Origin of the sequence: Streptomyces sp. NPDC008121, assembly GCF_042957155.1 — a bacterium.
Lineage (GTDB): Bacteria > Actinomycetota > Actinomycetes > Streptomycetales > Streptomycetaceae > Streptomyces.
In genome coordinates this window covers 597242-621696 of record NZ_JBIBHT010000004.1, presented here as the reverse complement: position 1 = coordinate 621696, position 24455 = coordinate 597242, and the positions used below count along the sequence as shown (strand labels likewise).

Genomic DNA, 24455 nt, shown 5'->3' with positions numbered 1-24455 from the left:
AAACTTGATTAGCTTGGCTTGGCTTCGATCAGCCCTGCCTGGTCGTGATCAGTCGGTGCTTTCCCCGTCGCCCGTCGCGAACGGGTTCTCCTGCCCGTCCGCGAGTACGCCCACGAAGGGCTCACCGCCCTCACCCGCGAAGGAGTACGCCCCCGCCTCGATCCGCTCGATCAGACCGAGCGTCCACTCCTTGCCCGCGTCGGCCGAGTGGACCCAGAGGTGCATGATCTCCCCGATGTGCCCGAGCTGCTCGGGGCCGCCCTCCGGGGTGTAGTACTCGGTGACGGCGGCCCGCCACTCGTCGAGCGCCGCCACCCGCCTGCGCAGCAGCTCCACGACCTCCGCCCGGGGCAGGTCGACGATGAAGCCGATGCCGGCCGACAGCACGTCCATCTTCTGGTCGTAGGTGGTCAGCGCCTCGCGCAGCAGCGCGTAGTACTCCTCCGTCCCCCGGTCGGTGACCTCGTACTCGGTCCGCGGCGGGCCGCCGACGGTGCTCGGGGCGATCTCGTACGCGCGCAACAGGCCCTGCTTGGCCATCTGTTTGAGCGCGTGGTAGATCGAGCCGGGCTTCGCGTTCGACCACTCGTGCGCGCCCCAGAACTCCAGGTCGTTGCGGACCTGATAGCCGTGGGCGCGGCCGTGCTGACGGACCGCGCCGAGGACGAGGAGCCGGATCGCCGACATCCCCACCACCTCCCTAATCAATTTTGACTAGGGTACGGGTCGCCGTCCGCCGGCGCCCGGGAGCCGCCCCCCGTGCCGCGCCCGGCCTCAGGCCCCCTGCTCCTGGGCGATGAGCGAGAACGAGTCCCTGCCGTCGAGGGACTCCCGGATGATGTCGGCGTGCCCGGCGTGCCGTCCCATCTCCTGGACCAGGTGGAGCAGCATCCACCGCACGCTCACCTGCCCGTTCTCCGGGAACCACGGCGCCGTCGGCAGCGGGAAGGTGTCGTCCAGGTCCGGCACCTCGCGGACGAACTCCTCGGTCTCCTTGGCCACCTGCCCCCAGAAGGCCAGTACCTGCGGGATCGTCTCGTCGCCCACCAGCGCGAACCCCTCGTGCCAGGTCTCCTGGGTCCGCCGCTTCTCGTTGAGGCGCCGCTGCGCCAGCCGCAGCCAGTTCAGCTCGACCTCGGCGACGTGCTTGATCAGACCGGACAGGGAGAGCTCGCTGGCGCTGGGGCGGCTCGCCGCCTGCTCCTCGGTGAGCCCGAGCGACGCGCGCCGGACGGCGGCGCGCTGCGCCTCGATGAAGTTGAGGAACGCGCCGCGCTCGTCGCCGGGGGTCTCCGCAGGAACAAGAGCAACCATAATGTCCGCCTTTCGCACATGGAACCGCTGGTCCGGTCCGATCCGGTCCGGTGCCGGGAGGGGCGCTCGCCCCCTCCTCCCGACACCCACCAACTTACGGACCCTTGCGGACAGGTACGGTCCGCAATGCCAGGGGAATCGCGTGGCGGGCCGAACCGGGCGGGGCCCTGGGCGCTCAGAAGGGGAACCGGCTCCGGCCGTGCTGGACCGAGATCCACTTCTGGGTGGTGAAGGCGTCGATCATCGAGTCGCCGTTCAGCCGGCCGATGCCCGAGTGCTTCTCGCCGCCGAACGGCACGATCGGCTCGTCGTGCACGGTGCCGTCGTTGATGTGGATCATGCCGGTGTGGATGCGCTTGGCGATCCGCACCCCGCGCTCGACGTCACCGGTGTGGACGGCTCCGCTCAGGCCGTACGGCGTGTCGTTGGCGATGCGTACCGCCTCCTCCTCACCGTCGAAGGGGACGATCAGCGCCACCGGGCCGAAGATCTCCTGGCTCAGCACGGGCGCGTCGGCCGCGAGGCCGGTCAGGACCGAAGGCGAGACGACGTTGCCGTCCGCCGTTCCGTGCAGCAGGGCCGTCGCGCCGCCGGCGACCGTCTGGTCCACGAGCGCGGAGACCGCCTCGGCCTGCTGGGAGTTGATCAGCGGACCGATGTGGGTGGCGGGGTCGGCCGGGTCGCCGACGCGCAGGGTCCGCACCTTCGCGACGAACTTCTCGGTGAACTCCGCCTCCAGCGAGCGGTCCACGAGGATCCTGTTGGCGGCCATGCAGACCTGCCCCTGGTGCACGAAGCGGCTGAAGACGGCCGCGTCGACGGCGTAGTCGACGTCGGCGTCGTCGAGGACGATCAGGGCGCTGTTGCCGCCGAGTTCGAGGACCGCGTGCTTGAAGTTCTGGGCGCAGACGGTGGCGACGTGGCGGCCGACGCGGTCGGAGCCGGTGAAGGAGATGACCTTCGGTATCGGGTGGGTCAGCAGGGCGTCGCCTATCTCGGCGATGTCGGTGACGACGACGTTGAGCAGACCGGCCGGGAGGCCGGCGTCCTCCAGGACCTTGGCGACCAGCGTGCCGCCGCAGATCGGCGTGTTCTGGTGCGGCTTGAGGACGACCGCGTTGCCGAGCGCGAGCGCCGGCGCGACCGACTTCAGGGAGAGGAGGAAGGGGAAGTTGAAGGGGGAGATGACACCGACGACGCCGACCGGGAGGCGGTAGACGCGGTTCTCCTTGCCGTCCACCGGCGAGGGCAGGATCCGGCCCTCGGGGCGCAGCGCCAGCTGGATCGCCTCGCGCAGGAACTCCTTGGCGAGGTGGAGCTCGAAGGCCGCCTTCAGCCGCGTCCCGCCCAGCTCCGCGACGATCGTCTCGGAGATCTCCTCCTCGCGCTCCTCGACGAGCCGCAGCGCGCGCTCGAAGACGAGACGGCGGGTGTACGGGTTCGTCTCGGCCCACGCCACCTGGGCGCGCTCGGCGGCGCGGTAGGCGCGGTCGACCTCGGCCGCGGTGGCGACGGTGATCGAGGCGAGCTTCTCCCCGGTGTACGGGTTGAAGTCGATGATGTCCCACGAGCCGCTGCCCGGCTTCCACTCGCCGTCGATGTACTGGTGGGCCAGGTCGGTGAAGTAGGACATGGAACGAGACCCCTTAACCCGCGGTGGCGGCCATAGGTACGTACGCGAACTGATGTGACGTCATCGTACTTACGGATCAGCTGAGTTGCAGGAGGCCCCGAAGAAGATCGCGGGTTTCCGCCGGGTCGGGGCTGTCCTTCTGCAGACGCTCCATCACCCGGGCGTACTGGCCGACCTCCTCGCGCTTGTCGAGGTAGAGGGCGCTGGTGAGCTGCTCCAGGTAGACGATGTCGGAGAGGTCGGACTCGGGGAAGCTCAGCATCGTGAACGAACCGCTCTCGCCCGCGTGCCCGCCGAAGCTGAACGGCATGACCTGGAGCGTGACGCCCGGGTGCTCGGAGATCTCGATGAGATGCCGCAACTGCCCCCGCATCACGGCCCGGTCGCCGTACGGGCGGCGCAGGGCGGCCTCGTCGAGGACGGCGTGGAAGTGCGGGGCGCGCTCGGAGACGAGGATCTTCTGGCGCTCCAGGCGCAGCGCGACCCGGCGCTCGATCTCGGCGTGCGAGGCGCCGGGCATGCCGCGGCTGACGACGGCGTGCGCGTACGCCTCCGTCTGCAACAGGCCGTGCACGAACTGCACTTCGTAGATCCTGATCAGCGAGGCGGCGCCTTCGAGGCCGATGTAGGTCTGGAACCAGCCGGGCAGGACGTCGCCGAAGCTGTGCCACCACCCGGCCACGTTGGCCTCACGGGCAAGGCCGAGGAGCGAACCGCGCTCCGAGTCGTCGCTGACGCCGTAGAGGGTGAGCAGATCCTCGACGTCCCTGGCCTTGAAGCTCACCCTTCCCAACTCCATACGGCTGATCTTGGATTCGGACGCGCGGATCGAGTAGCCGGCCGCCTCGCGGGTGATGCCGCGCGATTCGCGCAGTCGCCTCAGCTGCGAGCCGAGGAGGATGCGTCGTACCACGCTTCCGCTCGCCCCGCTCGATTCGCCTGCGGTCACGGCTCCAGCCTTCCGTTCGGGGGTCTCGGGCCCCGGATTCTGCCACTAAACACTTCGGCCCGTACACACTCGATTACGGAAAGGGGCCACGTCCAGGGCGTGTTGAGGAACGGCCCGAAATGATTCGGCAGGAGATTTACGCAGAATCCGGCATGTGAGGGACAGGTCCGGCGCGTGCACGTGCATCTGCCCTTGCATCCCGTGGTCGCTTTCGGAACCATGGACCCCGCGCAGCCGCGTGTACCACCTCGTGTCGTCGCACCACCAGCACCACGCCGTCGCACCACAGCCGCGTTTCGCCGCGATCTCCGGGAGTGCCTCGCATGGGGACGAATGGATCGACCATGCTCGAGCCGTTACGGCAGGGGCTTCCGCCGATCGACCCCGCGGCCGTCTCCTCCTCGGCCTCCTGCACGCTGCCACCCCGCTACGAAGCGGTGCGCGGCGCACGGACCTTCACCCGGACCACGCTCTCCCAGTGGGACCTCGCGGAGCGTTTCGACGACGTCTCCCTCGTCGTCTCCGAGCTCGTCACCAACGCCCTGCGCCACGCCCTGCCGGCGGACGCGCCCCAGGGCGAGGGCGCGAACCCGCCGGTGCGGCTGCACCTGATGCGCTGGGCCTCGCGGCTGGTGTGCGCGGTGCGCGACCCCAGCGAGAAGAGCCCCGAGGCGCGCAGGGGCGATGACGACTGCACCGCGGAATCGGGCCGGGGGCTCTTCCTGGTCGACTCGTGCAGCGACGGCTGGGGATGGCACCCGCTGGCGGGGACGCTCCAGGGCAAGGTGGTGTGGGCGCTGTTCCGGCTGGGACCGGAGTAGGCCGTCAGGCCGTCAGGCCGCGAGGGCGGTCCAGGACGGAGCGAGGGCGTCAGGCCACGGGGGCGGTCGGGACAGAGCGAGGGCCCCGGCCGACACCGAGGCCCTCTTCCGAGTCGTGCGGGCGGTTCACACCAGGTGGTCGAACTCGCCGTCCTTGACCCCCAGCAGCAGCGCCTCGATCTCGGCGGGCGTGTAGACGAGCGCGGGCCCGTCGGGGTGACGGGAATTGCGCACCGCCACGTCGCCGCCGGGCAGCTTGGCGAACTCCACGCAGGAGCCCTGGGAGTTGCTGTGCCGGCTCTTCTGCCACACGACACCGCGCAGCTCCGTGGCCGCCATGCCGTTGTACGCATGATGCACTGGTAGCTCCCGAGTTGCTTGGTGCACGTGTCAACTTCCTCGGATCATAGCTGTGTTCATATGCCGCTGCATGAGCAGATGCACGTGCACGCGGGGTGCTGTGTCGACTACGCGACTCTGGGTGCCGAGGCTCTACCGGCGAGTACGCCCAGGGTGCCACGCCGGCGCTACTGGTGACAGCGGGCCTGGCACCGCGACCCCGGCGCGATCGGCACGACACGTCTCAGGAAGCGGGCGGGCCGGACAGGGGCGGCAGGCGGGTGAGGAGGCGCCCTTCGCGGTCGTAGAGGGACACCCCCGGATCGTCCGCCGACGACGGGGCGTGCGCGTACCAGACGCCCCATCCCGGACGGTCGGAGAGTTCGAGCAGCTTCGCCACGGTCCGGCGGCCGTCGGCTCCGCGCAGCTCGACGCGGCCCGCTTCGGCGGTGCCGTGGTAGATCCCCGAGTGGAAGACTCCGTTCGCGTCGCCCTCCGACTGGTGGCTCACCCCCGGCTGGGACAGGTCGATGTTTCCGTCGACCACGCTACGGAAGTTCTCGAAACCGTCCTCCCCCGCCCAGTGCTTGCCCTCGCGCGTCAACCACACCGTCCAGCCCCTCCCGGCGTCGACCCGCTCACCGGGCCGCACGACGTCCACGGGCGAGGAGGTGGGCGGGGGAACGGTGACCGGCCGGGTGGCGCTCGCGGGCGGGGCGGCGGGCGGCGTCGCGGCCGGCCGGTCGATCCGGCCGACGGCCACCGCCGTGACCGTCACGACGCCGAGCATCGAGAGCGCCGCCAGGACCGCCGTCCGGCGACGACGGCGCGACCGCCCCTCGCGCCGGACGGCCGCCAGCGGCACCGGGCTCGGGGTGATGTCGTGCGCGGCCCGCATGAACGCCTCCCGGAGCAGGCCGCCGACATCGGCGTCGTCTCCGGGTACGGGGTCCGGGGCGGGGCCGGGGGTGGGGCCGGATACGGGGTCGGGGGTGGGGCCGGATGCGGGGGTCATCGTCGTGCTCCGGAGGCGGCGGGGAACTGCGGGACGGGGACGGCGTCGAGGAGAGGATGGGCGCGCAGCGCCGCGAGCCCGCGCCGGGCATGGGTCTTGACCGTGCCGATCGAGCAGTGGAGCACGTTCGCTATCTCCTGCTCGCTCAGGTCCTCCCAGTAGCGGAGCACCATCACGGCACGCTGCCGGGCGGGGAGGTCGGCCAGGGCCGCCAGGACCGCGGTGCGCTGTTCGACCGCCTCGGCGTGGCCCGCGTGCGCGTGCCGGACCGAATCCGGTAACACCGGTGTCAGCAGGTGCGCCACCCGTCGACGGCGCAGGCGGCTGAGGTTGTTGTTGATCAGGGCGCGGCGGACGTAGAAGTCGATCTCGGCGCGCGGGACCCGCCGCCACCGGCAGTAGACCTTCGCCAGCGTCGTCTGCACCAGGTCCTCGGCCTCGTGGAAGTCGCCGGTCAGCAGCTGGGCCGTACGCACCAGGCGGGGCCAGGCGGCGACGGCGAACGCGGCGAAGCCGTCGTCCTCGACGTCCGGCTCGTACGACGCGGCGGACTCGTACGACACGAAGGAAGACCTCACGATCGGTCGGTATCGGTAAGGGGGGTCGTTTTCGGAGTCGGTATCGGAATCGGAATCGGTGGGGGTGCGGGGATGGGGGCAGGGCCCGCCCCGTGACGGGCCCTGCCTGCCGGTCTGTCGTCCCGTCAGCCCGGTCGGGCGGTCGGTCGGGTCGGTCCGGTCGGGTCCGGTCAGAAGTCCCCGGCGGGCAGGTCGGCCAGGAGCCGGCCCCCGCGGTCGTACAGCGCGACGGCCGGGCTGCCGTCGGCCGGTGCCGTGTGCGCGTACCAGACGCCCCACCCCGGGCGGCCCGGCAGCGAGAGCAGTGTCGCCACGGTCTTCCGACCGTCGGCGTCGGTGAGTTGCACGCGGCCCGCCCGGTGGGTGCCGTAGAAGATCCCCGAGTGGAAGACTCCGTTCGCGTCGCCCTCCGACTGGTGGCTCACCCCCGGCCGGGAAAGGTCGATGTTTCCGTCGACCACGCTACGGAAGTTCTCGAAACCGTCCTCCCCCGCCCAGTACTTGCCCTCACGCGTCAGCCACACCGTCCAGCCCTCCCCGGCGTCCACCCGCTCACCGGGCCGCACGACGTCGATCGGCGACGCGGACGGGACGGCGGCTCGGGGGGCGGTCACGGGAGCGGGTGCCGGCGCGGGGGCGCTCGGGGCGCTCGGGGTGGCGACGGCCGTGGGGGCGGACGTGAGGAACGCCGCCGCGACCACGGCCGCGGACAGCAGGTGCTTCTTCATCCGGTTGCTCCTGGGGTGGGTGGGGTGCGCTTCCACTCCTCTCAACCCCCTGCCGGCCGGGACCGGATGACATGGACGGCGGAAAAGGTCGGGAGCGGGCCCCAATGCCTTAGGGCTTCCCGGGTCGGTGCGGGGAGGGTGCCAGCGCGGTGGTGATCTCGTCCAGGGCCTCCAGGAGCAGCTCGGCCCCCTTGTGGAGGAGGAAGTGGTCCGGCGGGGCCGCCTGCCAGGCCGTGACCGTCTCGCGCAGCTCCTCCCATCCCGGTTCCCCGCGTTCCCGTACCTCCTTCGCGCCCCGTTCCGTCGCCCTGCGCAGCGCTTCGGCGAGCGTCGCGGCGGCGGGGACGGGCGGGGCGCCGCGCTCCGGAAGGTGGGCCTCCATCAGCATCGCGACCCGTCCGAACTGCGCCAGGGCGTGCCCGGCCTCGTCCGCCGCCGCGTGGGAGAGCCCGCGGTGGCGCACCGGTTCGTGCGCGGCCCGCGCCACCGCCTCCTGCCAGGCGATCCTGGCGGTCCGGGTCTCCAGGAGCGCCTCGCGGACGTCCGGTGAGGCGGCGCCCCCCGGGTCGGCGTAGCGGGCGACGACGGTGGCGGCGTACCGCCCGTCCGCGACCAGCCAGTCGGCGAGCCGGTGGCGCAGCCGCGGCGTCTCCCAGGCCGGGTAGACGGCGTACGCGAGCATCGCGAGGACACCGCCCAGCAAGGTGAGGACCACCCGCTCGGGGACGGTCTGCGTCCACTCCGAGCCGCCGACGCCGAGCAGGAAGACGACGTACGCCGAGACGCAGACCTGGCTGACGGCGTACCCCGTGCGCATCAGCAGGTACATCCCGAAGGCGCAGAGGACGGCGAGCGCGGCGGAGGCGTACATGCCGGGGTGGGCGGCCTGGAGGATGCCGGTGGCGAGGGCGACGCCGACGAGGGTGCCGCCGAAGCGGGCGACGGAACGGGCGTACGTCTGTGTGAACTCCGGGCGCATGACCATCACGGAGGCCATCGGGGCCCAGTAGCCGTGGCCCAGGGGGAGGGCGGAGCCGATGACGTAGCCGACGGCGGTGACCGCGGAGACGCGGACGGCGTGGCGCAGGATCGGCGACTCGTGGCGGAGTTCGCGGCGCATCCGGGCCAGGGCGACCGGCGTCAGGCGGAGGAGGGTGGGCCGTGAGCGGGCGTCGGCTGCCGTCTCCGTGCGCGGTTCGGCGGTCTCCACCACGTCGTCGAGGAGCGCGGCGAGCCGGACGGCGGCCCGGCGGGAGGGGCCGGTGAGGATCGCGCCGGTGTCGGGGGTGCGGAGCGCGGCGAGCGCGGCGGGTGGGAGGTCGACCGGCTCGCCGCGGCGGATCGCGTGGGCGGCGGCGTCGAGCACCGCACCGGCGGCGGCGAGCAGTTCACGGACCCGGTCGCGCTGGGGGCCCTCGGCCGGTACGCCGACGGCCGGGTCGGCGAGGGAGGCGAGCACGGGGCGGATGCGCTCGGCGATCCCGCGGGCGCCATGCAGCTCGGCGGGCCGACGGCGGGCCTGGCGGGTGCTGACGGCGGCGGCGTTGCGGGCCGTCATGAGCGGTACGGGGTCGAAGGAGGCGATCGGGTCCTGGCGCAGGCGGCGGGCGTAGTCCGCCTCGGCGGCGAGCGCGTCGGCGAGGGCGTCGCGCTGGGCGCCCCAGCGGCGGATGGGCAGGAGGACGACGAGCGCGGCCTGGACGAGGCCGCCCACGGCGATCATGGCGGCGTGCCCCGCCGCTCCGGCGACGGAGGTGGGAAGGGTGACGGTGACCAGCATGATCGCGACGTTGGAGGAGGCGATGATGCCGACGGTGGGGCCGGCGGCCCAGGCGAGCCCGGAGAGGAACGTCCACAGGACGAGGAGGGCGAGGAAGGGGGCGGGGTGGGTGCCGGCGTTGGTGACGTAGCCGAGGAAGGTGGAGACGGCGAGGCTGGCGCCGGAGGCGAGGGCGAGGGTGGGGCGGGGGCGCCAGGAGCGCTGGAAGGTGGCGATGGCGGCCTGGAAGGCGCCGAAGGCGGAGGAGACGGCGACGCCGGGCCCGAAGAGGGCGAGCGCGACGCCGACGACGAGCGCGAGCCCGAGTGCCCCGCGCGCGGCGACGAGCGGATCGAGCCGCCGCCGCTCGACGGCGAACCCGGAACGGGCGGTCTCCTTCAGGGCGCGGAGCCAGCTCATGCGGCCGAGCGTATCGGCGCCAGGGGAGGAAACCGGGCGTTTCGGGCGGAGCGTGAGTGGTGGGTGGTGGGGCGCCGTGGGTGGGCGAGGGGGGCGGGTCAGGGTGTACGGGTTCAGGCGTACGGGTCCCGGCGTCCCAGTCCGGACGTACGAGCCGGTCCGGAGTTCCCGGCGTACGGGCCCCGGCGTACGGGCCGCGGCGTCCGGATTACGGTCCGGGTCCGGACGTACGAGCCGGTCCGGAGTTCCCGACGCACGGCCCCGGCGTACGGGCCCCGGCGTACGGATCCCGGCGTACAGGTGCGGCGTCAGGGCGGGCCGGGGACCGCGCGGCGGGACGGGTCGAGGCCGGCCCGGTCGGCCGCCGTGGTGCCGTGCGCCCAGCCCGCCTCGTCCCACATCGCCCGCACCCGCGTCGCCCGCGTCTCCGGGAACAGCTCGTCCGTCCGCGACGCGACCGCCACCTCCCGCGACGCCAGCACCGGCAGCAGCGTCGGCGCCTCCGCCGCCACCCGGCGCGAGGTGCTCGCCAGCCGCGCCCCCAGCCGGTTCGCGTACGCCAGCAGGAACGACTGCCGGAAGGACTTCGTCCGCTTACGGCCGCCCGCCCGCTGCTCCGCCTCCGCCCGCGTCATCGCGGACGTGCCCTGCACCAGCAGGGACGTGTAGAGCAGCTCCACCGGCTCCAGATCCGCCTCGAAGCCGACCACCGTCGAGAAGCCGTACGTCTCGTTCCACACGGCCCGGCAGCGGTTCGCCGTCGCCACCGCGTCCAGCAGGATCGCCTTCGCCTGTTCGTACGGGGCGTCCACCCCGATCCGTATCGCCCCCGGCGTCTCCCCGGCCGCCGCCCCCGCCGCCCCCAGCGCCGCCTCGTCCAGGCTGTGCCGGGCCATCAGCTCCTGCGCCTTGGCCGTCAGCGCCTCCGCCTCCTCCGGGTACCCGGTCGCCTCCGCCTTGGCCAGCAGCGCCCGGATCCGGGTCAGCATGCGCGGCTCACCCGCCACCGGGGGCGGGATCAGCGCGTCGCCCGGCCTGGGGCCCACCGGGTCGAGCGACGGAAGCCGGACCAGCAGGCGGTACAGCTCCAGGACCGCCGTCGCGTACGAGAAGCGGTCCGCCCGCCAGGTCCGCGCGTCCAGGTCGGCGAGCTGCGCCGACCACCGCGCCGGCAACCGCTCGTAGCGGCCGGTCTCCGCCACGATCAGCCCGCTCAGCAGCCGGACGTGCGCCTCGTCGAGGTCCCGGCGGGCCAGCCGTACGAGATCCGCCGGCTGCCAGCCGCGCTCCCAGGCCCGGCGTACGAACTCCTCGCCGCGCCGGTCCCGTTCCGCGTCCGTCCCGGGGTCGGCCGCGAGCAGCGACGCCGCCGTGTCCAGCGCCCTGTCGTCGTCGCCGTACAGCGCCTTCAGCGCCTCCGTCACGGTCGCCGTCGCGTCCGCTTTCGCCTTCGCCGTACCCACGATCGCTTCGCGTCCCCTTCTCGCGTGCCCGCCCGATCACCGCGCGGTGGCCGGGCGGCCGGTCGACCGGCCGCTCGATCAGATGGGTCATGCCGTGGCCGGTCCCGGTCGGCGCGTACCCCGCCCGCGGTGGGACCGTCGGACGCACCGTCCGTGTCACCAGAATGATCCTCGCCGCACACGATCGCGAAATCCGGCCGCGACGTCAGGGGGAGCGCACTGCCGGGCATTCGTTGTCCACAGCCTGTGGATACCGAACGGCTGCGCGAACCGAGGGACGAGCGCCCTCGGCGCTGCCCCTCGCGTGGCGCCGCACGCGCAGAGCGGCGAAGGTGGTGAAACGGGACGGTGACCGGGGTCGGAGCCGGGTCACCGTCCCGTGCCGAGGCCGAGGACACGGCTCGCCTGTGGGCTTGCCGGGGCCGAGGACACGGCACGCCCGTGGGCTTCTGACGGTCGGCCGACCGCCCCGAGGGCGTGTCCCGGCTCCCTACGGCACCAGCACCAGCTTCCCCCTCACATGTCCCGATTCGCTCAGCTCCTGCGCCCGCGCCGCCTCCTTCAGGGGAAGGGTCTGGGCCAGGCGGACCGAGAGGCGGCCCTCCGTCGCAAGGCGGGCGTGGCGGGTCAGCCAGGTGCGGACCTGCTCGGGCGGGGCGGTGACGCCCGAGAAGACGATCCCGTGCTCCTCCGCGTCCTGCGCCGCGATCGTGACGATCCGTCCCGTCTCCCCGCCCATGAGCTCGACCGAGAGCGACAGCGTGTCGTGGCCCGCCGCGTCGAACACCGCGTCGACGCCGTGCGGGGCCGCCGCCCTGATCCGGTCCGCCAGGCCCTCCCCGTACGCCACCGGCAGTGCGCCCAGTTCGCGCAGATAGGCGTGGTTGGACTCCGAGGCGGTACCGACGACCGTCGCTCCGGCCGCGACCGCGAGCTGGACGGCGACCGAGCCGACCACGCCCGCCGCGCCGTGCAGAAGGAGCGTTTCGCCCGCCTGTACGCCGAGGAGGTCGAGGACACGCGCCGCCGTCTCGCCGGCCACCGGCAGGCTCGCGGCCTGCTCCCAGGTCAGCCCGGCCGGCTTGGGGAGGAAGAGCGAGGCGAGGGCGTACTGCGCGTAGGCGCCGGTCGTCGTCCAGCCGAACACCTCGTCGCCGACGGCGACCCCGTCCACGCCCTCCCCGAGCGCGTCCACGGTCCCGGCGAACTCCAGGCCGGGCACGGCCGGGAAGGCGGTCGGGTAGAAGGCCTCGACCCAGCCGTAACGCCGTTTGTAGTCCACGGGGTTGACGCCGATCGCCGCCACCTTCACCCGCACTTCCCCGGTGCCTGGCTCCGGTACCGCCACCCCCGTCGCGTGCCGCAACACTTCCGGCCCGCCGAACTCCTCGTACACGATCGCGTCCATCTCGTCCTCCTCCGTCTCGGCCCGCTCGGTGACGGATCAAGCGTGCGATCCCGAAGGGGGCCACTCCGCCCTCCCAACGGCCAGTCCCACCTGGCCGGAAGACCAGCCACCCGCGCGACCCCCGGCCCTAGGCTGAAGCCCATGGACGCGACCACGCTGACGACCGCGTACGAGATCATCCGGCAGCCGCTCGGCGAGATCCTGCCCCGGCTGTCGGTCGCCCTCGCGCCCCTCATCCCGCACCGGGGCGCGGCCGAACTCTCCACGCACTGCGCCCACTCGCCGTTCAAGTCCGTCGGCGGGACGGACCTGCCGGTCGCCGCCGAACTCACCCCGCTGCTCGACTCCGGCGTCCCCGGCGCCCCCTGGCAGGGCCGGGCGGCGGTCAGCGGAGCCGTACGCGAGGTCGTCGCCGTCACCAGCGACGCGACCGCGCGCCGGTCGGTCCTCGTGCTCGTACGGGAGGAGGGGTCCGCGCCCGTCGCCGAGGCCGCTCTGGCCGTCGCGCAGGCCCTGTGGGACCTGGTGACCAGCCACTTCGACCGGTTCGCGGTGGAGGCGCTGCCGGGGGCGCTCGCCCGTTCGCGGGCGGCGGCCGACACGCGCGCGCGGGTGATCGCCGAACTGTCGACGGCGCACGCCGCCGCCTTCTCGGGGGTCCTCGGCGTGCTGCGCAGCCGGGCCCTTGACGATGCGACCGCCCGGGCGACGGCCACCGATCTGGCGGTCTCCGCGCTGGTCGACATGCGGGCGGAGATCAAGCGGGACCGGCTGATCGCCGAGGAGCCGGCCCGTGAGGCGTTCGCCCGGCTCGCCGACGATCTGCGGCCGATGCTGCGACACAGCGCGGTACGGCTGGAACTGGGCCCTCCGGAGTCGGACCGTTCCCTCGCGGCGGACGTGGCGCACAGCGCGCGGGCGATCGTCCGCGCGCTGCTGCTGGTGATCCTGGAGCAGGACTCCGTGCGCCGGGTCCACGTCGGCTGGCGGCTGACCGAGCACGAGCTGCGGGCGGCGGTGCGGGACGACGGGTCCGGCGGGCTGGACGCGTGCGACCTGGGGGCGGGCAGCATCACCGACCGTCTGGAGGTGCTGGGCGGTCACCTGGACATGGAGGCGGTACCGGGCTGGGGCACGACGCTCACCGCCGTGATCCCGCTCAAGACCCCGGACGCGCCGACCGGGGCGGCGGACCCGCTCACCGCGCTCGGGGAGCGTGAGCTGGAGGTCCTCACCCGGCTCGCGCTCGGCCACCGCAACCGGCAGATCGCGCAGGAGCTCCACATCAGCGAGTCGACGGTGAAGTTCCATGTCGCCAACATCCTGACGAAGCTGGGCGTGGCCTCGCGGGGCGAGGCGGCCGCCCTCTTCCACAAGGCGGCCTGACCAACGGAGCCGGCACCGGAGGGGCCTCTCCCATTGGGTCCCGCTCCCACCTCGCCCATGGGTCCCGCGCCCACCTCGCCCATGAACCCGCGCCCGCCCGACGCGCTCGTGCCGCCCCGCCCCGCCGGTGGCCGCGCGCGTCGCGGGTCACTGTCAGTGGCGGGTGCCAGACTCGCACCCATGAGCGAGAGGTGGGCGCTGGCCGGCGAGGCGGAGGGTGGCGGGGCGCGGCTCGTCCCCCTCGGCCCCGACGGGCTGCCCGCGGGGCCGGTCCGGTGCGAGCCGGATCTGGTCGAGGCCGTGCGCTCCCGGCCCGAGGTCGCCCGCTGGGTGTGGCGGTCGACCGTCGAGGTGTATCCGCGCCTGCTCGCCGCGGGGGTGCGGGTCGAGCGGTGCTATGACATCGAGGACGCCGAGCAGCTCCTCCTCGGGCACGAGGGACGCCTCGGGGAGCCCCGTTCGGCCGCGGCCGCCCTCGCGCGGCTGCGGAACGCGCCCGTGCCGCCCGACCCGCCGCAGCGGGCCGCCGAGCCCGGCTCGCAGGACTCCCTCTTCGAACCGGCGCCGACGGCCGAGGTCCCCTTCGAGGGCCTGCTGGAGGTGTACGCCGAGCAGCAGCGGCGCCATGACCGGGCCGGGCATCCGGGCCGGATGCGGCTGCTGACGGCGGCCGAGTCGGCCGGCATGCTCGTGGCCGCCGAGATGCACCGGGCCGGGCTGCCGTGGCGGGCGGACGTGCACCGGGAGGTGCTGCACGGTCTGCTCGGCGAGCGGTACGCCGGCGGCGGGGAGCCCCGCCGCCTCGCCGAGCTGGCCGACGAGGTGTCGGCCGCCTTCGGCCGCCGTGTCCGGCCCGATCTGCCCGCCGATGTGGTGCGGGCCTTCGCGCAGGCCGGGATCCGGGTGAAGTCCACCCGGCGGTGGGAGCTGGCGGAGCTGGACCATCCGGCGGTGGAGCCGCTGATCGCCTACAAGAAGCTGTACCGGATCTGGACCGCGCACGGCTGGTCGTGGCTCCAGGACTGGGTGCGGGACGGCCGGTTCCGTCCGGAGTACGTCCCCGGGGGCACGGTCAGCGGGCGCTGGACCACCAACGGCGGCGGGGCGCTGCAGATCCCCAAGGTGATACGGCAGGCGGTCGTCGCGGACGCGGGTTGGCGGCTCGTCGTGGCCGACGCCGACCAGATGGAGCCCCGGGTGCTGGCGGCGATCTCCCGCGATCCGGGCCTGATGGAGGTCGCCGGGCACCCCGACGACCTGTACACCCGGCTGTCGGACCGGGCCTTCTCCGGCGACCGCAACCACGCCAAGCTGGCGCTGCTGGGGGCGATCTACGGCCAGACCAGCGGGGACGGCCTGAAGAACCTGGCCGCGCTGCGGCGCCGGTTCCCCCGGGCGGTGGCGTATGTCGACGAGGCGGCGAAGGCGGGTGAGGAGGGTCGGCTCGTGCGGACCTGGCTCGGCCGGACGAGCCCGCGCGCGGTCGGCGCGGGCGACGCGGAGGAGGCGGGCCTGCCGCAGGAGGGCGGCGACGCCCCGGGCGCGCAGGGCGAGTTCACGCCGGGTTACGCCTCGGGGAACGCACGGGCCCGTGGCCGGTTCACCCGTAACTTCGTGGTGCAGGGCAGCGCCGCCGATTGGGCGCTGCTGGTGCTCGCGTCGCTGCGCCGGGCGACGGCGGGGATGCGGGCGGAGCTGGTCTTCTTCCAGCACGACGAGGTGATCGTGCACTGCCCGGCCGAGGAGACGGAGGCGGTCACGGAGGCGATCCGCGCGGCGGGGGACGAGGCGGGCCGGATCGTGTTCGGGGAGACGCCGGTGCGCTTTCCGTTCACGACGGCGACGGTGGAGCGGTACTCGGACGCGAAGTAGGGCGGGAGGGGGCGGATGCGCGGGGCGGAAGCGGCCCGCGGACAGAGGAGGCGCGGCCGGTCCGCGGCCGGTGGGCCGGCCCCCTGGACGGGGACCGGCCCACCGGGTCGGCACAACGGGCCCCGCCTGGCGCGCGGGCGGGCGCTGCGCGGACGGGCACCGGCTCACGGACAGGCGCCGGCTGCGGACGCGTGCCGGCTCACGGACGGGCGTCGGTTCGCGGACGGGGGCCGGTTCGCGGACGGGGGCTAGCCGGCCGAGGGGTGCTCCCACTTCGGGCTGAGCGCGATCGTCTTCAGCTGGTCCATCGTCAGCGCCGGCTCGGCGCGGGTGGCGGCCTCGTGCTGCGCGCCCGTGTTGAACGCGGAGACCACGACCCGGAAGCCGCCCGGGGTGATGGTGTCGGCCGTCCACCAGACGACGCCGGCGCCGCCCTTCTCGCCGGGCTGCTGCGTCAGCTTCACCCGGCGGCCGTCAGGGAGGGTGGTGACGTCGCCGCTGCCGAAGAGTTCGTGGGCGACGTCGTTCATGCCGGGCTGGACGTTGATCTGGACGAGGCTCCTGCCCTTGCCGTCGTCGACGACGACATGGCCGAACCCGGTGTCGCCGCCCTTGTCGACCACCTTGAGGCCCTTGGGCAGCAGGCCGGCCAGGGTCGCCTGGATGGCCTCCTCGTCCAGTTCGACCGGCGCGGGCGGCGCGTCGGAACCGCCCGGGGGCTCCTCGATCTCCGGAAGCTGCTCGATCAGCGGCAGCCACGCGGAGGTCGTGACCAGTGCCTTCAGCTGTGCGGGGTCGAACGGCGGGGTGTCCCGGCTGACCGGGGAGTCCTTCTGCGTGGCCGCGTTCCACTCGGAGACGTCGATCAGGGCGCCGTCCCGGGTGACCAGGACCGCCCGCCAGTTCTTGGTCTCCACCCGCTTGTCCGGGTACTCGTACCCCTGGAAGACCATGAGCCGGGAGCCGCCGGGCAGCGCTTCGCTGACGCAGGCGTCGTACGGCACGTACGCCTTGTCCGGGCACTCCACCTGGTCGGCGCCGTCGTCGGCGCTCTTCCCGACGCGGTTGAGGCTCAGCGTGAAGCCCGCCTTGCCCCGGCCGTCGTCGTAGACGCCGGTGACGGACTGGCCCGTCCCGTCCAGGCCGTCGAAGGTCCAGGTGCCGGCCGGCGTGTTCGCCTTCACGACGGCGGCGATGTCCTTGACCGGGATGCGGGCCTCCCCCGGCTTACCGGCGGGGTGGGTGGCCTCGTCGGAGGCGTTCCGGCCGGTGGCCTTCGCGGTCGGTGTGGACGACCCGGCCACGGCCGTCCGCTCCGGTGTTCCGAGCAGATCGCCGCCGTAGAGGCCGCCGACCCCGACCAGGGCGAAGGCCATGACGCTGCCGGCCACCACGGCCGTGCGGCGGCGGGTCACCCGGCGGCGGCCGCGGGTGAGGCCCCCGGTGGCCAGCTCGTGGCGGTCGTCGGCGGCGAAACCGTCACCCGTTCGGCGCAGGGCCTCACCGAGCTGCTCCTCGAAGCCGTCCACCCGGTCCCCGGCCCCGCGGTGCTCCCCGGGGTCCCCGTGCCGCCCCGTGGCTCCGTGCCGGTCGGGGTCTCCGTACGGTCCGCGTTCTCCGTGTCCGTCGTCGTTCAGAGGCATGCCGAATCACCGTCTCCGGTTCGATGGGTGAAATGTCGAAAGGTCAGAAGTGGAAAGGTCGGAAGTCGAGAGGTCGGAAGTCGAGAGGGCGCGCGGTCACCGGGAGGCGAAGGCGGCGATGCTGCCGCCGAGGCGTTCGCGCAGCTTGCCCAGCGCCCGCACCGACCGGGTGCGGACGGCGGCCGAGCTCATCTGCAGGGCGGCGGCGGTCTCCTCGATGCTGCGGTCCTCCCAGTACCGCAGCACCACCACCGCCCGGTCCTTCGCGGTCAGCGAGGCCAGCGCGTCGAGCAGGGCGATCCGCAGGGCGGGATCGTCCGCGCCTTCGCGCGCCCGGTCGGGCAGCTCCCCGAACGGACGCTCGGTGGCGGAGCGCCGCCGCTGGTGGCCGAGGAACGTCCGGACGAGCACGGTCTGGGCGTACCCGGCCGGGTTGCCGACCCGCCCCATCCGCCCCCACCTCGCGTACAGCCGGCCCAGCGTCTCCTGCACCAGGTCCTCGGCGAGATGGGTGTCGCCGCTGGTCATGAGGCACGCGGACCGGAAGAGGTGCCCCGATCGGGCGGACGCGAATTCCAGGAACTCGTCCGCGCGTGACGTCTGCATGCCCTCCCCCTCCCCGTCCTCGTCGCTCCACCTCTTTGATGCGGCGGCCCCCGGGGAATGTTTCAGGTGTCGGGGAAAAAGGTTCGGGCGCTGGAATGTCTGAGCGGACCGAACGGGGGTATTCGGCGCATATGAACGCTTTCGTGATGCATTCGGCAGAGGCGACGATGGCCGCCGGGGTCTGGAACCGGGGCTTGGGCCAGCTTCTGGGCGGCCTCATCGTGGTCGCCGTGCTCATCGGCGCCTTCATCCTCGGCAAGCGGATCCGCGACCGCGAGCCCCGTCCCCCGAAGCCCGAGGAGCATCCGCACCGGCCGGCCGACTCCGGGCTGCCGGGCGAGACCTCGGAGTACCGCACGTCCACCGAGATGCCCCACACGGACGGGGAGCACCGGCTCATGCCGTACCAGCTGAAGAACTCGGGTGAGACGTCCGAGGAGCCGCCCACGGAGGAGAAGCGCAAGTGGGGCGGCATCTCGAGTGGCGGCTTCGGCAGCGGCGGCCCCGGCCACGGCGACTGACACCCGCCCGCCCTGCCACGGACTGAAGCAGCCGCCCTGGCCGTCGACCCGGCACGGCGCGCGCCCGCGCCTTCGCCTTCCGGTCGGTGACGCGCCGAGCGCCGGGCGACCCGAGGAGACTCGGGTCGCCCGGCGCTCGATCACGCGTCCGGTCGGCTGTCCGTCGTGTGCTCAGACCGCCGCTCGGGCGGTATGGGTCACCCAGCGGGCGAGCACCGTCTGGGCGTCCTCCGCCGCCAGGTCGTCGAGGAAGGCGAGCACCCGGGCGTCACCGCGTATGACCGAGACGATCCGGCAGGCGCGGGTGATGACGACCGTGCCGTTGGCGCGGTGTTCGTAGCCGAAGAGGCGGCTCCGGGCGGCGGGCGCGGGCATCACTGGACTCCGATCGCTTGCTTACGGCTGTCATGGGGCGTCGGGTCGGCCTCGACCGGCGGTGGTGCCGCGTCGCCGACGCCGAGCAGACGCAGCAGGGGGCCGGCCATGGCGGTCGTCGCCAGGGCCATGAGCACCATCATGGTGAACAGCTCCGGGCCGATCAGGCCGAGTTCCCGTCCGACTCCGAGGATCACGAGTTCGGTGAGGCCCCGGGTGTTCATGAGCGTCCCGAACGCCCCCGCGTCGCGCCAGCTCATCCCCGACAGTCGGGCCGGGATGGCCGCGCCGGCGTACTTCCCGATCACCGCCGCCGCCAGGACGAGCAGCAGGGCGAGGAGCCCGGAGGCGCCGAGGCCGCCGATGTCGACGGAGAGCCCGGTGATGACGAAGAAGACCGGGAGCAGCAGGGAGGAGGTCTTCTCCAGCGGGGTGGCGAGCTGCTGGTGCAGACGCGGCTCGCTGGACCGAGGCATGACAAGACCGAAGGCGAAGGCGCCGAAGATGGCGTGGATGCCGATCCAGGACGTGGCGTAGGAGGAGAGGAACACTCCGGCGACGATCAGGACGAGCCGTACGCCGGTCTCCTGGCGGCCGGGGGTGGCGGCGCGCAGGGTGCGGTGCAGCAGGGGGCGTACGACGAGGACCATCACGGCGGCGTAGAGGGCGGTCAGAGCGAGGACGGCGAAGAAGTCGCCGGTGCCGCCGGAGCCCGCCAGGGCCACCACGAGGACGAGGACGCACCAGGCGACCACGTCGCCGGCCGCCGCGCAGGCCATCGCCATGGCGCCGACGCGGGTGTGGCCCAGTGCGCGGTCCCGGATGATGCGGGCGAGGACGGGGAACGCGGTGATGGAGAACGCGGTCGCCATGTAGAGGACGAAGATGTCGGCGTCGACGCCGTCGGGGGCGGTCGAGCCGTACAGCAGCGCCGCCGCTCCGGCGCCGACGACGAACGGGACGGCCATGGCCATGACCGCGGTGGAGCCGACGGATCTGGTCCGGCCGCGCAGTCGGCCGAGATCCAGCTCCCAGCCGGCCAGGAACATGAAGAGGGCGAGGCCCACCTGGGCGAGCGCCGAGAGCGCGGGCCGCGCTTCGGGCGGGAAGATCAGCGCGGGCAGATCGCCTGGTAGGAGCCCGAGCAGGCTCGGGCCGAGCATCAGTCCGGCGGCGATCTCCGCGACCACCGGTGGCTGGTGCAGCCGTCGGCCGAGTGCGACCATCAGGGCGCCCACGACCAGGACGATGGCGACGTCCGCCAGGACGATCGCCTCCAGCGGCACACTTGTCGACGCTGCCATCGCGCCTCACCTCCTCTTGCCTCGACATCGGGTCGTACGGGTTCGTGCCGCCTCGGCCGAGCCGTCTCATCGGAGCCGTCTCCGCAGAACCGCCTCGTCGGAGCAGCCTCGTCGGAGCAGCGTCGGGTGACCGAGCGGTCGCGTGGGAGCCGTCTCGTGGGTGGCGGGGTCAGATCAGGACGCGGCCGGCGGCGGTGTCCCGGGTCTCGCGCGACTTGCGCAGGTCACGGGTGATGATCGCCTTCTGCAGCCAGCGGTCCGTGCCGTCGTACCGTGCGGTGAAGGCCTTACGGCCGTGCACGGCGAGGTAGTTGTCGACGACGAGCAGGGTGCCGGCCTCGACCACGACGTCACGGGTCGCGGCCTCCAGCTCCCGCACCAGCTCCTTGAGGGCTTCCTCGGCGGCGGCGTCACCGTCCACGCACCGCATGAAGAACGGGTCGATCCGCAGGTACGGCGAGTCCGGAGCACCGAAGAGGACGGCCACGGGCTCCGGCGTCTCGCGCATGGCGCGCATGCGCAACAGGCCGGGGTGGTCCGGCTGCTGGGCGGCCAGCTGCCGCAGGTGCTCGTCGTCGGGAAGGATGTAGAACCGCGGCTCGGAAAGGATCTTGCGGGTGTCCTCACCGAGGGTCACATCGCGCACGGAGGCCACGGTGGTCGGAACCCGGTCGTGGTTTCGAATTCCGAACAGGGCCAGATAATCGCAGCGATACGGATGGAAGCCGTCCTCGGTGTGCCATTCGAGGAGCACGTCGCTGCCGTGGCCACTCTGTTCGTTCTCCTCGCCGGCGATCGGCAGCACATTCTGGATCATTCTTCCGGATTGCAGAGTCGGCCAGCTGAACACTTCCCCGAGGCATGTGCCGATCAAGGAGAGGAAGATTTCCTCGCGCCGGGTACGGACCGATCGGGCGGCTTCCGCCCAGTTCCGCGGGGTGGGGCCGACGGCCGTGTCGTCGACCGTGAATCCTTTGATCTTGAATGCGGCGGCCGGATCCTCACGGCGGAAATCGGCCACGAACCTCCGCAGGCCGGCGGGGATCCTCGCCGCGAGTTCCCACGCCTGGTCGTGGAAGAGCGGATCGCCCGGGTCGCGGTCCCCCGCCCTCAGGTCGGCGATCAGCGCGTCCAGCTGGGCGACTTCGTCGGCGGACAAGTCGTAGTGGAGTACGCCCTGGTCAATGGTCACGGAATTCGCCCTCTCTGGCGTGGGTGATGGCGGGGCGGACGGGGCGGGGCCCCTGCTGCCCGGGGGAGGTCAGTCCCAGCCCCAGCTGTCGCCGTCGTCGTTCGGACCGGTCGCGGCGGTGGTGGGGCCGCTCTGCGTCGCGGAGGCCACCGGGTGGAGATCCGCAGCCTGCGCGGTGCTGGTTCCCAGGACCGTCGTCGTGACGGCCGCAGCGCAGGAGATCAGGTAGACGAATGCCTTGCGTCGCATTTTCTCGTCCGATTCCGTCGAAGTGGCGGGAGGAAATTCCCCTCCCCCGGACGGCCGATGAGCCCGCCATTTCTGTGGCTCTCATTCACCGGCTGCCGCTGATAAATTTGCCAGGGTCCGAACGGGCGTCACAAGAAGCTGCGGTGGCACCAAGGTGCAGTGGCTGCAAGTGGCCAGGGAGGGTCCCGCGGGGGTGGTGGCGGGACCACCGTCAGAACGCCTTGCGGTGTTTCCCGCCACGCTTGCGCTCGTACATCTCGCGTCCGGCGGCCTCCCGGCGCCGCCATTCCCTGCTCAGTTCGGCGCGCAGCCGGGCGTCGGTCCGCGAGGCGATCCAGGCGCTCTCGCGCAGCAGTTTGCGGTAGCTCTCGAACCGGCGGTGGGAGAGCGTGCCGGTCTCGACCGCGGCGAGGACGGCGCAGTCCGGCTCCGCGTGGTGTTCGCAGTCGTGGAAGCGGCAGTGGACGGCCAGCTCCTCGATCTCGGCGAAGACCTGCGAGAGCCCGTCGTTGGCCTCCCACAGGCCGACACCGCGCAGCCCTGGGGTGTCGATCAGCACCCCGCCCCGGGGCAGGAGCAGCAGTTCACGGGCGGTGGTGGTGTGCCGGCCCTTGCCGTCGCTGCCGCGGACCGGGCCCGAGGCCTGCTCCTCCTCCCCCAACAGGGCGTTGACGAGCGTGGACTTGCCCACGCCGGACTGCCCGAGGAGGGCGGAGGTGCGGCCCGTCAACTCGCCGGCGAGGGCGTCGAGTCCGGCGCCGCTGACCGAGCTGACGGGGAACACCGAGGCGCCCGGACCCGCCTCCTCGACGTCGGCGACGAGATGGGTGATGTCGGGGACCAGGTCGGTCTTGGTCAGGGCGACCACCGGCTGGGCGCCGCTGGACCAGGCCAGGGAGAGGAAGCGCTCCAGGCGGCCCAGGTCCAGCTCGACGGCGAGCGAGACCGCGATGACGGCGAGGTCGATGTTGGCGGCGAGGGTCTGGCCCTCGGAGCGCGCGGAGGACGTCGAGCGGGTGAAGCGGGTACGGCGGGGCAGCACGGCTCCGACGACGGGTGCGGCCGGCGGCGCCGGGTCGACGGCCACCCAGTCCCCCGTACACACGCCGGCGGCGGGGTCGGTCTCGGCTCGTAACGTACGGAGCGGGGCTCGGGGTCCGGAACCGGAACCGGAACCGGAAGCGGAAGCGGAGCCGGAGTCGGACTCGGAAGCGGACCCGAATGCGGCAGCGTCAGAGGCGGTGCCGACGGCCGGGGCCGGGCCGCTGTCCGTGGCCGCCACGACCACCTCGCAGCGGCCCCGGTCGACGCGCACCACACGGCCGGGCACCAGGCCCGCCTCCGCGTACGGGGCGAACGCGGCCGCCCAGTCGGTGTCCCACCCGTAGGCGGTGAGTGATGAATCGGCTGCGCTGGTCACGGAGTTCCCCTCGATCGGGCCAGGTCGGGGTCATTGTCGGCACCACGGACCCCGGCCCGGGAGCGGCACACCGTCGTGGCGGTGAGCAGCAGTCCGTCCCTGACCAGAAAGCGCCCCTCGAAGCCGCGCAGCCGGACGCCGTCGACCAGCGGCCCGTCCACGAGCAGCCGGGCCGTGAACGTCTCCGTACGCGGCTGGAAGGCGACCGTGGCCTCCAGGAAGTCCAGCCAGCGGCCGGTGAGCGGCGACCACGCTTTGTAGACGCTCTCCTTGGCGCTGAACAGCGCACGGTCCCAGTGGACATCGGGTCGCAGCGCCGCCAGGTCGGCCAGGTGGGCGCGTTCCTCGGCGTCCGTCACCATGTGGAGGACGCCAGTGCGGTCGAGGGCCTGGTGTGGTTCGGCGTCGAAGCCCAGCGCCACGACCTCCGTCACGTGCGCCACCGCGGCGGCGCGGTAGCCGGCGCAGTGCGTGATGCCGCCGACGATCCCGCCGGGCCAGACGGGGGCCCGGGAGGCGTCGTACGGGATGGCCACGCGCGGCTCGCCGAGGCGGCCCAGGGCCTGACGGGCGCACGCCCGCGCTGTGGTGAACTCCCGTCGCCGCGCGGGCACGGCGTGCGGCAGCAGGTGCTCCTCCCCGGGGAAGGGGACGGGCGGGCCCACGGGATCGCCGAACGCCTCCGCGGTCGCGACCGGCCGGGGCAGCAGCTCCTCGAGCATCCGCCCGCCTACCCGGCCTTCTCGAACGCGGCGGCCCCGGAGACCGCCCCCGCCTCCGGAACCTGCCCCGCCCCGTCCGCACGAGGGCAGCCGTGCGTCCGACGGACGGCGTCCGCCTCGGGGAGGTCGTCCGGCTCGGCGTCCCACCAGGCGATGGCCTGGTCGGGCGGATCGATCGGCATGACCGACTTGAACATGTCGTTCTCGACGTTGGCGAGACGGGCGTCGTACGGCCTGCCGACCGCCGTGAACGCCCTGTGGATGCGTTCGCGCCGCTTGTCGATCGCGGTCGCGTGGCGCTCGAAGGTGGAGGCCGGCTGGAGCAGGAAGTACGTGTGCGGGCTGCCGTGGTTGTAGCGCGGCGAGTGCTCGGGATAGCAGGGAGCGAAGGAGACGACGAAGAAGCGCTCGCCCTCGATCATCGCGTACCAGGTCTCGTCGGGGTGCGGGGATTCCTGGATGTAGACGCTCGGGTACATCGCGCAGAGCGCCTCGAAGAACCGCCGGGTGAGCCGGGTCAGCGACTCGAGGGTGGCGCCGAGCGCGGGGTCCTCGAAGGTGAGGACCATGCCGTCGCGCTCCTCGGTCCGCGCGGTGCGGAAGAAGTCGGCGAGGGCGGTGCGGTGGCCGCGCAGTTCGGTCTCCACGTCGGCGGAGGTCACGGTGAGCGGCGGGCCCATCTGCGACGGCTTGGCGAACGGGCACAGGGTGGTCTGGACGATCCGGTCGAAGCTCATG

The 24455-nt window shown here is 73.0% G+C and carries 24 protein-coding genes; 4 read left to right on the top strand and 20 right to left on the bottom strand.

What is annotated here, in order from left to right:
* Positions 1–48: 48 nt before the first annotated feature.
* From ACFZBD_RS17210 to ACFZBD_RS17195, 4 genes are all read right to left on the bottom strand, one after another.
* Positions 49–687: a helix-turn-helix transcriptional regulator gene (locus tag ACFZBD_RS17210; RefSeq protein WP_391140376.1), complete on the bottom strand. Its 639-nt coding sequence runs from the start codon at positions 685–687 to the stop codon at positions 49–51.
* Between the two features lie 87 nt (positions 688–774).
* Positions 775–1314: a DinB family protein gene (locus ACFZBD_RS17205; protein ID WP_391140375.1), complete on the bottom strand. Its 540-nt coding sequence runs from the start codon at positions 1312–1314 to the stop codon at positions 775–777.
* 175 nt (positions 1315–1489) lie between these two features.
* On the bottom strand, positions 1490–2947 hold the full coding sequence (locus tag ACFZBD_RS17200) for an aldehyde dehydrogenase family protein (RefSeq protein ID WP_391140374.1): 1458 nt from the start codon (positions 2945–2947) through the stop codon (positions 1490–1492).
* Positions 2948–3023: 76 nt separating this feature from the next.
* Entirely contained in the window at positions 3024–3896 is an 873-nt protein-coding gene (locus ACFZBD_RS17195; RefSeq protein WP_391140373.1) for a Scr1 family TA system antitoxin-like transcriptional regulator, read from the bottom strand.
* 323 nt (positions 3897–4219) lie between these two features.
* Here ACFZBD_RS17195 and ACFZBD_RS17190 point away from each other — a divergent pair, with 323 nt between their 5' ends.
* Positions 4220–4717: an ATP-binding protein gene (locus tag ACFZBD_RS17190; RefSeq protein ID WP_391140372.1), complete on the top strand. Its 498-nt coding sequence runs from the start codon at positions 4220–4222 to the stop codon at positions 4715–4717.
* Positions 4718–4843: 126 nt separating this feature from the next.
* Here the strand turns inward: ACFZBD_RS17190 and ACFZBD_RS17185 are convergent, their stop codons facing one another.
* From ACFZBD_RS17185 to ACFZBD_RS17155, 7 genes are all read right to left on the bottom strand, one after another.
* Positions 4844–5077, bottom strand: a complete 234-nt coding sequence (locus ACFZBD_RS17185; protein WP_391140371.1) for a DUF397 domain-containing protein — start codon at positions 5075–5077, stop codon at positions 4844–4846.
* 223 nt (positions 5078–5300) lie between these two features.
* Positions 5301–6071 carry a hypothetical protein gene (locus ACFZBD_RS17180; protein ID WP_391140370.1) on the bottom strand — a complete coding sequence of 257 codons (771 nt, stop codon included), beginning with the start codon at positions 6069–6071 and terminating at the stop codon, positions 5301–5303.
* A complete protein-coding gene (locus tag ACFZBD_RS17175; RefSeq protein WP_391140369.1) occupies positions 6068–6649 on the bottom strand; it encodes a SigE family RNA polymerase sigma factor in 582 nt (193 codons plus the stop codon). Before ACFZBD_RS17175 ends, ACFZBD_RS17180 begins: the two co-directional genes overlap by 4 nt.
* Before the next feature lie 170 nt (positions 6650–6819).
* Positions 6820–7377 (bottom strand): hypothetical protein, encoded by a 558-nt coding sequence (locus ACFZBD_RS17170; RefSeq protein WP_391140368.1) that lies wholly within the window; start codon positions 7375–7377, stop codon positions 6820–6822.
* A 109-nt stretch (positions 7378–7486) separates the two neighbouring features.
* Positions 7487–9556, bottom strand: coding sequence for an FUSC family protein (locus ACFZBD_RS17165; RefSeq protein WP_391140367.1), 2070 nt, complete (start codon positions 9554–9556; stop codon positions 7487–7489).
* A 308-nt stretch (positions 9557–9864) separates the two neighbouring features.
* On the bottom strand, positions 9865–11019 hold the full coding sequence (locus ACFZBD_RS17160; RefSeq protein ID WP_391140366.1) for a DUF2786 domain-containing protein: 1155 nt from the start codon (positions 11017–11019) through the stop codon (positions 9865–9867).
* A 490-nt stretch (positions 11020–11509) separates the two neighbouring features.
* Positions 11510–12427: a zinc-binding dehydrogenase gene (locus ACFZBD_RS17155; protein ID WP_391140365.1), complete on the bottom strand. Its 918-nt coding sequence runs from the start codon at positions 12425–12427 to the stop codon at positions 11510–11512.
* A gap of 141 nt (positions 12428–12568) precedes the next feature.
* Between ACFZBD_RS17155 and ACFZBD_RS17150 the strand changes: the two genes are divergently transcribed.
* Both ACFZBD_RS17150 and ACFZBD_RS17145 read left to right on the top strand, forming a co-directional pair.
* Positions 12569–13813, top strand: a complete 1245-nt coding sequence (locus ACFZBD_RS17150; RefSeq protein ID WP_391140364.1) for a LuxR C-terminal-related transcriptional regulator — start codon at positions 12569–12571, stop codon at positions 13811–13813.
* 180 nt (positions 13814–13993) lie between these two features.
* Complete coding sequence (locus ACFZBD_RS17145) at positions 13994–15685, top strand: bifunctional 3'-5' exonuclease/DNA polymerase (protein WP_391140363.1); 1692 nt, start codon at positions 13994–13996, stop codon at positions 15683–15685.
* A 248-nt stretch (positions 15686–15933) separates the two neighbouring features.
* Here ACFZBD_RS17145 and ACFZBD_RS17140 read toward each other — a convergent pair whose 3' ends face one another.
* Both ACFZBD_RS17140 and ACFZBD_RS17135 read right to left on the bottom strand, forming a co-directional pair.
* Entirely contained in the window at positions 15934–17328 is a 1395-nt protein-coding gene (locus ACFZBD_RS17140; protein ID WP_391140362.1) for a hypothetical protein, read from the bottom strand.
* A gap of 96 nt (positions 17329–17424) precedes the next feature.
* Positions 17425–17934 carry a SigE family RNA polymerase sigma factor gene (locus ACFZBD_RS17135; protein ID WP_391140361.1) on the bottom strand — a complete coding sequence of 170 codons (510 nt, stop codon included), beginning with the start codon at positions 17932–17934 and terminating at the stop codon, positions 17425–17427.
* A 143-nt stretch (positions 17935–18077) separates the two neighbouring features.
* On the opposite strand from ACFZBD_RS17135, the gene ACFZBD_RS17130 reads away from it, so the two are divergent.
* Positions 18078–18455 carry a DUF6479 family protein gene (locus ACFZBD_RS17130; protein WP_391140360.1) on the top strand — a complete coding sequence of 126 codons (378 nt, stop codon included), beginning with the start codon at positions 18078–18080 and terminating at the stop codon, positions 18453–18455.
* Between the two features lie 171 nt (positions 18456–18626).
* Here ACFZBD_RS17130 and ACFZBD_RS17125 read toward each other — a convergent pair whose 3' ends face one another.
* The 7 genes from ACFZBD_RS17125 to ACFZBD_RS17095 all read right to left on the bottom strand — a co-directional run bounded on the left by ACFZBD_RS17125 (position 18627) and on the right by ACFZBD_RS17095 (position 24454).
* Entirely contained in the window at positions 18627–18830 is a 204-nt protein-coding gene (locus ACFZBD_RS17125; RefSeq protein WP_391140359.1) for a hypothetical protein, read from the bottom strand.
* On the bottom strand, positions 18830–20134 hold the full coding sequence (locus ACFZBD_RS17120) for a cation:proton antiporter (RefSeq protein ID WP_391140358.1): 1305 nt from the start codon (positions 20132–20134) through the stop codon (positions 18830–18832). The genes ACFZBD_RS17125 and ACFZBD_RS17120 overlap by 1 nt, the downstream gene beginning before the upstream one ends.
* 169 nt (positions 20135–20303) lie before the next feature.
* Complete coding sequence (gene gntD, locus ACFZBD_RS17115; protein WP_391140357.1) at positions 20304–21326, bottom strand: guanitoxin biosynthesis L-enduracididine beta-hydroxylase GntD; 1023 nt, start codon at positions 21324–21326, stop codon at positions 20304–20306.
* Between the two features lie 69 nt (positions 21327–21395).
* A complete protein-coding gene (locus ACFZBD_RS17110) occupies positions 21396–21575 on the bottom strand; it encodes a hypothetical protein (protein WP_391140356.1) in 180 nt (59 codons plus the stop codon).
* Positions 21576–21786: 211 nt separating this feature from the next.
* Positions 21787–22995, bottom strand: coding sequence for a ribosome small subunit-dependent GTPase A (rsgA, locus tag ACFZBD_RS17105; protein ID WP_391140355.1), 1209 nt, complete (start codon positions 22993–22995; stop codon positions 21787–21789).
* Complete coding sequence (locus ACFZBD_RS17100) at positions 22992–23717, bottom strand: 4'-phosphopantetheinyl transferase superfamily protein (protein ID WP_391140354.1); 726 nt, start codon at positions 23715–23717, stop codon at positions 22992–22994. The genes rsgA and ACFZBD_RS17100 overlap by 4 nt, the downstream gene beginning before the upstream one ends.
* Before the next feature lie 8 nt (positions 23718–23725).
* Entirely contained in the window at positions 23726–24454 is a 729-nt protein-coding gene (locus ACFZBD_RS17095) for a YqcI/YcgG family protein (RefSeq protein ID WP_391140353.1), read from the bottom strand.
* Position 24455 lies beyond the last annotated feature (1 nt).

What these genes read in the sequence shown, in the direction of transcription:
- ACFZBD_RS17200 (WP_391140374.1), bottom strand. Translation starts at nt 2,947, where the DNA reads ATGTCCTACTTCACCGACCTGGCCCACCAGTACATCGACGGCGAGTGG.
- ACFZBD_RS17170 (WP_391140368.1), bottom strand. Translation starts at nt 7,377, where the DNA reads ATGAAGAAGCACCTGCTGTCCGCGGCCGTGGTCGCGGCGGCGTTCCTC.
- ACFZBD_RS17100 (WP_391140354.1), bottom strand. Translation starts at nt 23,717, where the DNA reads ATGCTCGAGGAGCTGCTGCCCCGGCCGGTCGCGACCGCGGAGGCGTTC.
- ACFZBD_RS17155 (WP_391140365.1), bottom strand. Translation starts at nt 12,427, where the DNA reads ATGGACGCGATCGTGTACGAGGAGTTCGGCGGGCCGGAAGTGTTGCGG.
- ACFZBD_RS17135 (WP_391140361.1), bottom strand. Translation starts at nt 17,934, where the DNA reads ATGCAGACGTCACGCGCGGACGAGTTCCTGGAATTCGCGTCCGCCCGA.
- ACFZBD_RS17125 (WP_391140359.1), bottom strand. Translation starts at nt 18,830, where the DNA reads ATGCCCGCGCCCGCCGCCCGGAGCCGCCTCTTCGGCTACGAACACCGC.
- ACFZBD_RS17110 (WP_391140356.1), bottom strand. Translation starts at nt 21,575, where the DNA reads ATGCGACGCAAGGCATTCGTCTACCTGATCTCCTGCGCTGCGGCCGTC.
- ACFZBD_RS17150 (WP_391140364.1), top strand. Translation starts at nt 12,569, where the DNA reads ATGGACGCGACCACGCTGACGACCGCGTACGAGATCATCCGGCAGCCG.
- ACFZBD_RS17205 (WP_391140375.1), bottom strand. Translation starts at nt 1,314, where the DNA reads ATGGTTGCTCTTGTTCCTGCGGAGACCCCCGGCGACGAGCGCGGCGCG.
- ACFZBD_RS17190 (WP_391140372.1), top strand. Translation starts at nt 4,220, where the DNA reads ATGGGGACGAATGGATCGACCATGCTCGAGCCGTTACGGCAGGGGCTT.
- ACFZBD_RS17095 (WP_391140353.1), bottom strand. Translation starts at nt 24,454, where the DNA reads ATGAGCTTCGACCGGATCGTCCAGACCACCCTGTGCCCGTTCGCCAAG.
- ACFZBD_RS17120 (WP_391140358.1), bottom strand. Translation starts at nt 20,134, where the DNA reads ATGGCAGCGTCGACAAGTGTGCCGCTGGAGGCGATCGTCCTGGCGGAC.
- ACFZBD_RS17145 (WP_391140363.1), top strand. Translation starts at nt 13,994, where the DNA reads ATGAGCGAGAGGTGGGCGCTGGCCGGCGAGGCGGAGGGTGGCGGGGCG.
- ACFZBD_RS17140 (WP_391140362.1), bottom strand. Translation starts at nt 17,328, where the DNA reads ATGCCTCTGAACGACGACGGACACGGAGAACGCGGACCGTACGGAGAC.
- ACFZBD_RS17210 (WP_391140376.1), bottom strand. Translation starts at nt 687, where the DNA reads ATGTCGGCGATCCGGCTCCTCGTCCTCGGCGCGGTCCGTCAGCACGGC.
- ACFZBD_RS17165 (WP_391140367.1), bottom strand. Translation starts at nt 9,556, where the DNA reads ATGAGCTGGCTCCGCGCCCTGAAGGAGACCGCCCGTTCCGGGTTCGCC.
- ACFZBD_RS17180 (WP_391140370.1), bottom strand. Translation starts at nt 6,071, where the DNA reads ATGACCCCCGCATCCGGCCCCACCCCCGACCCCGTATCCGGCCCCACC.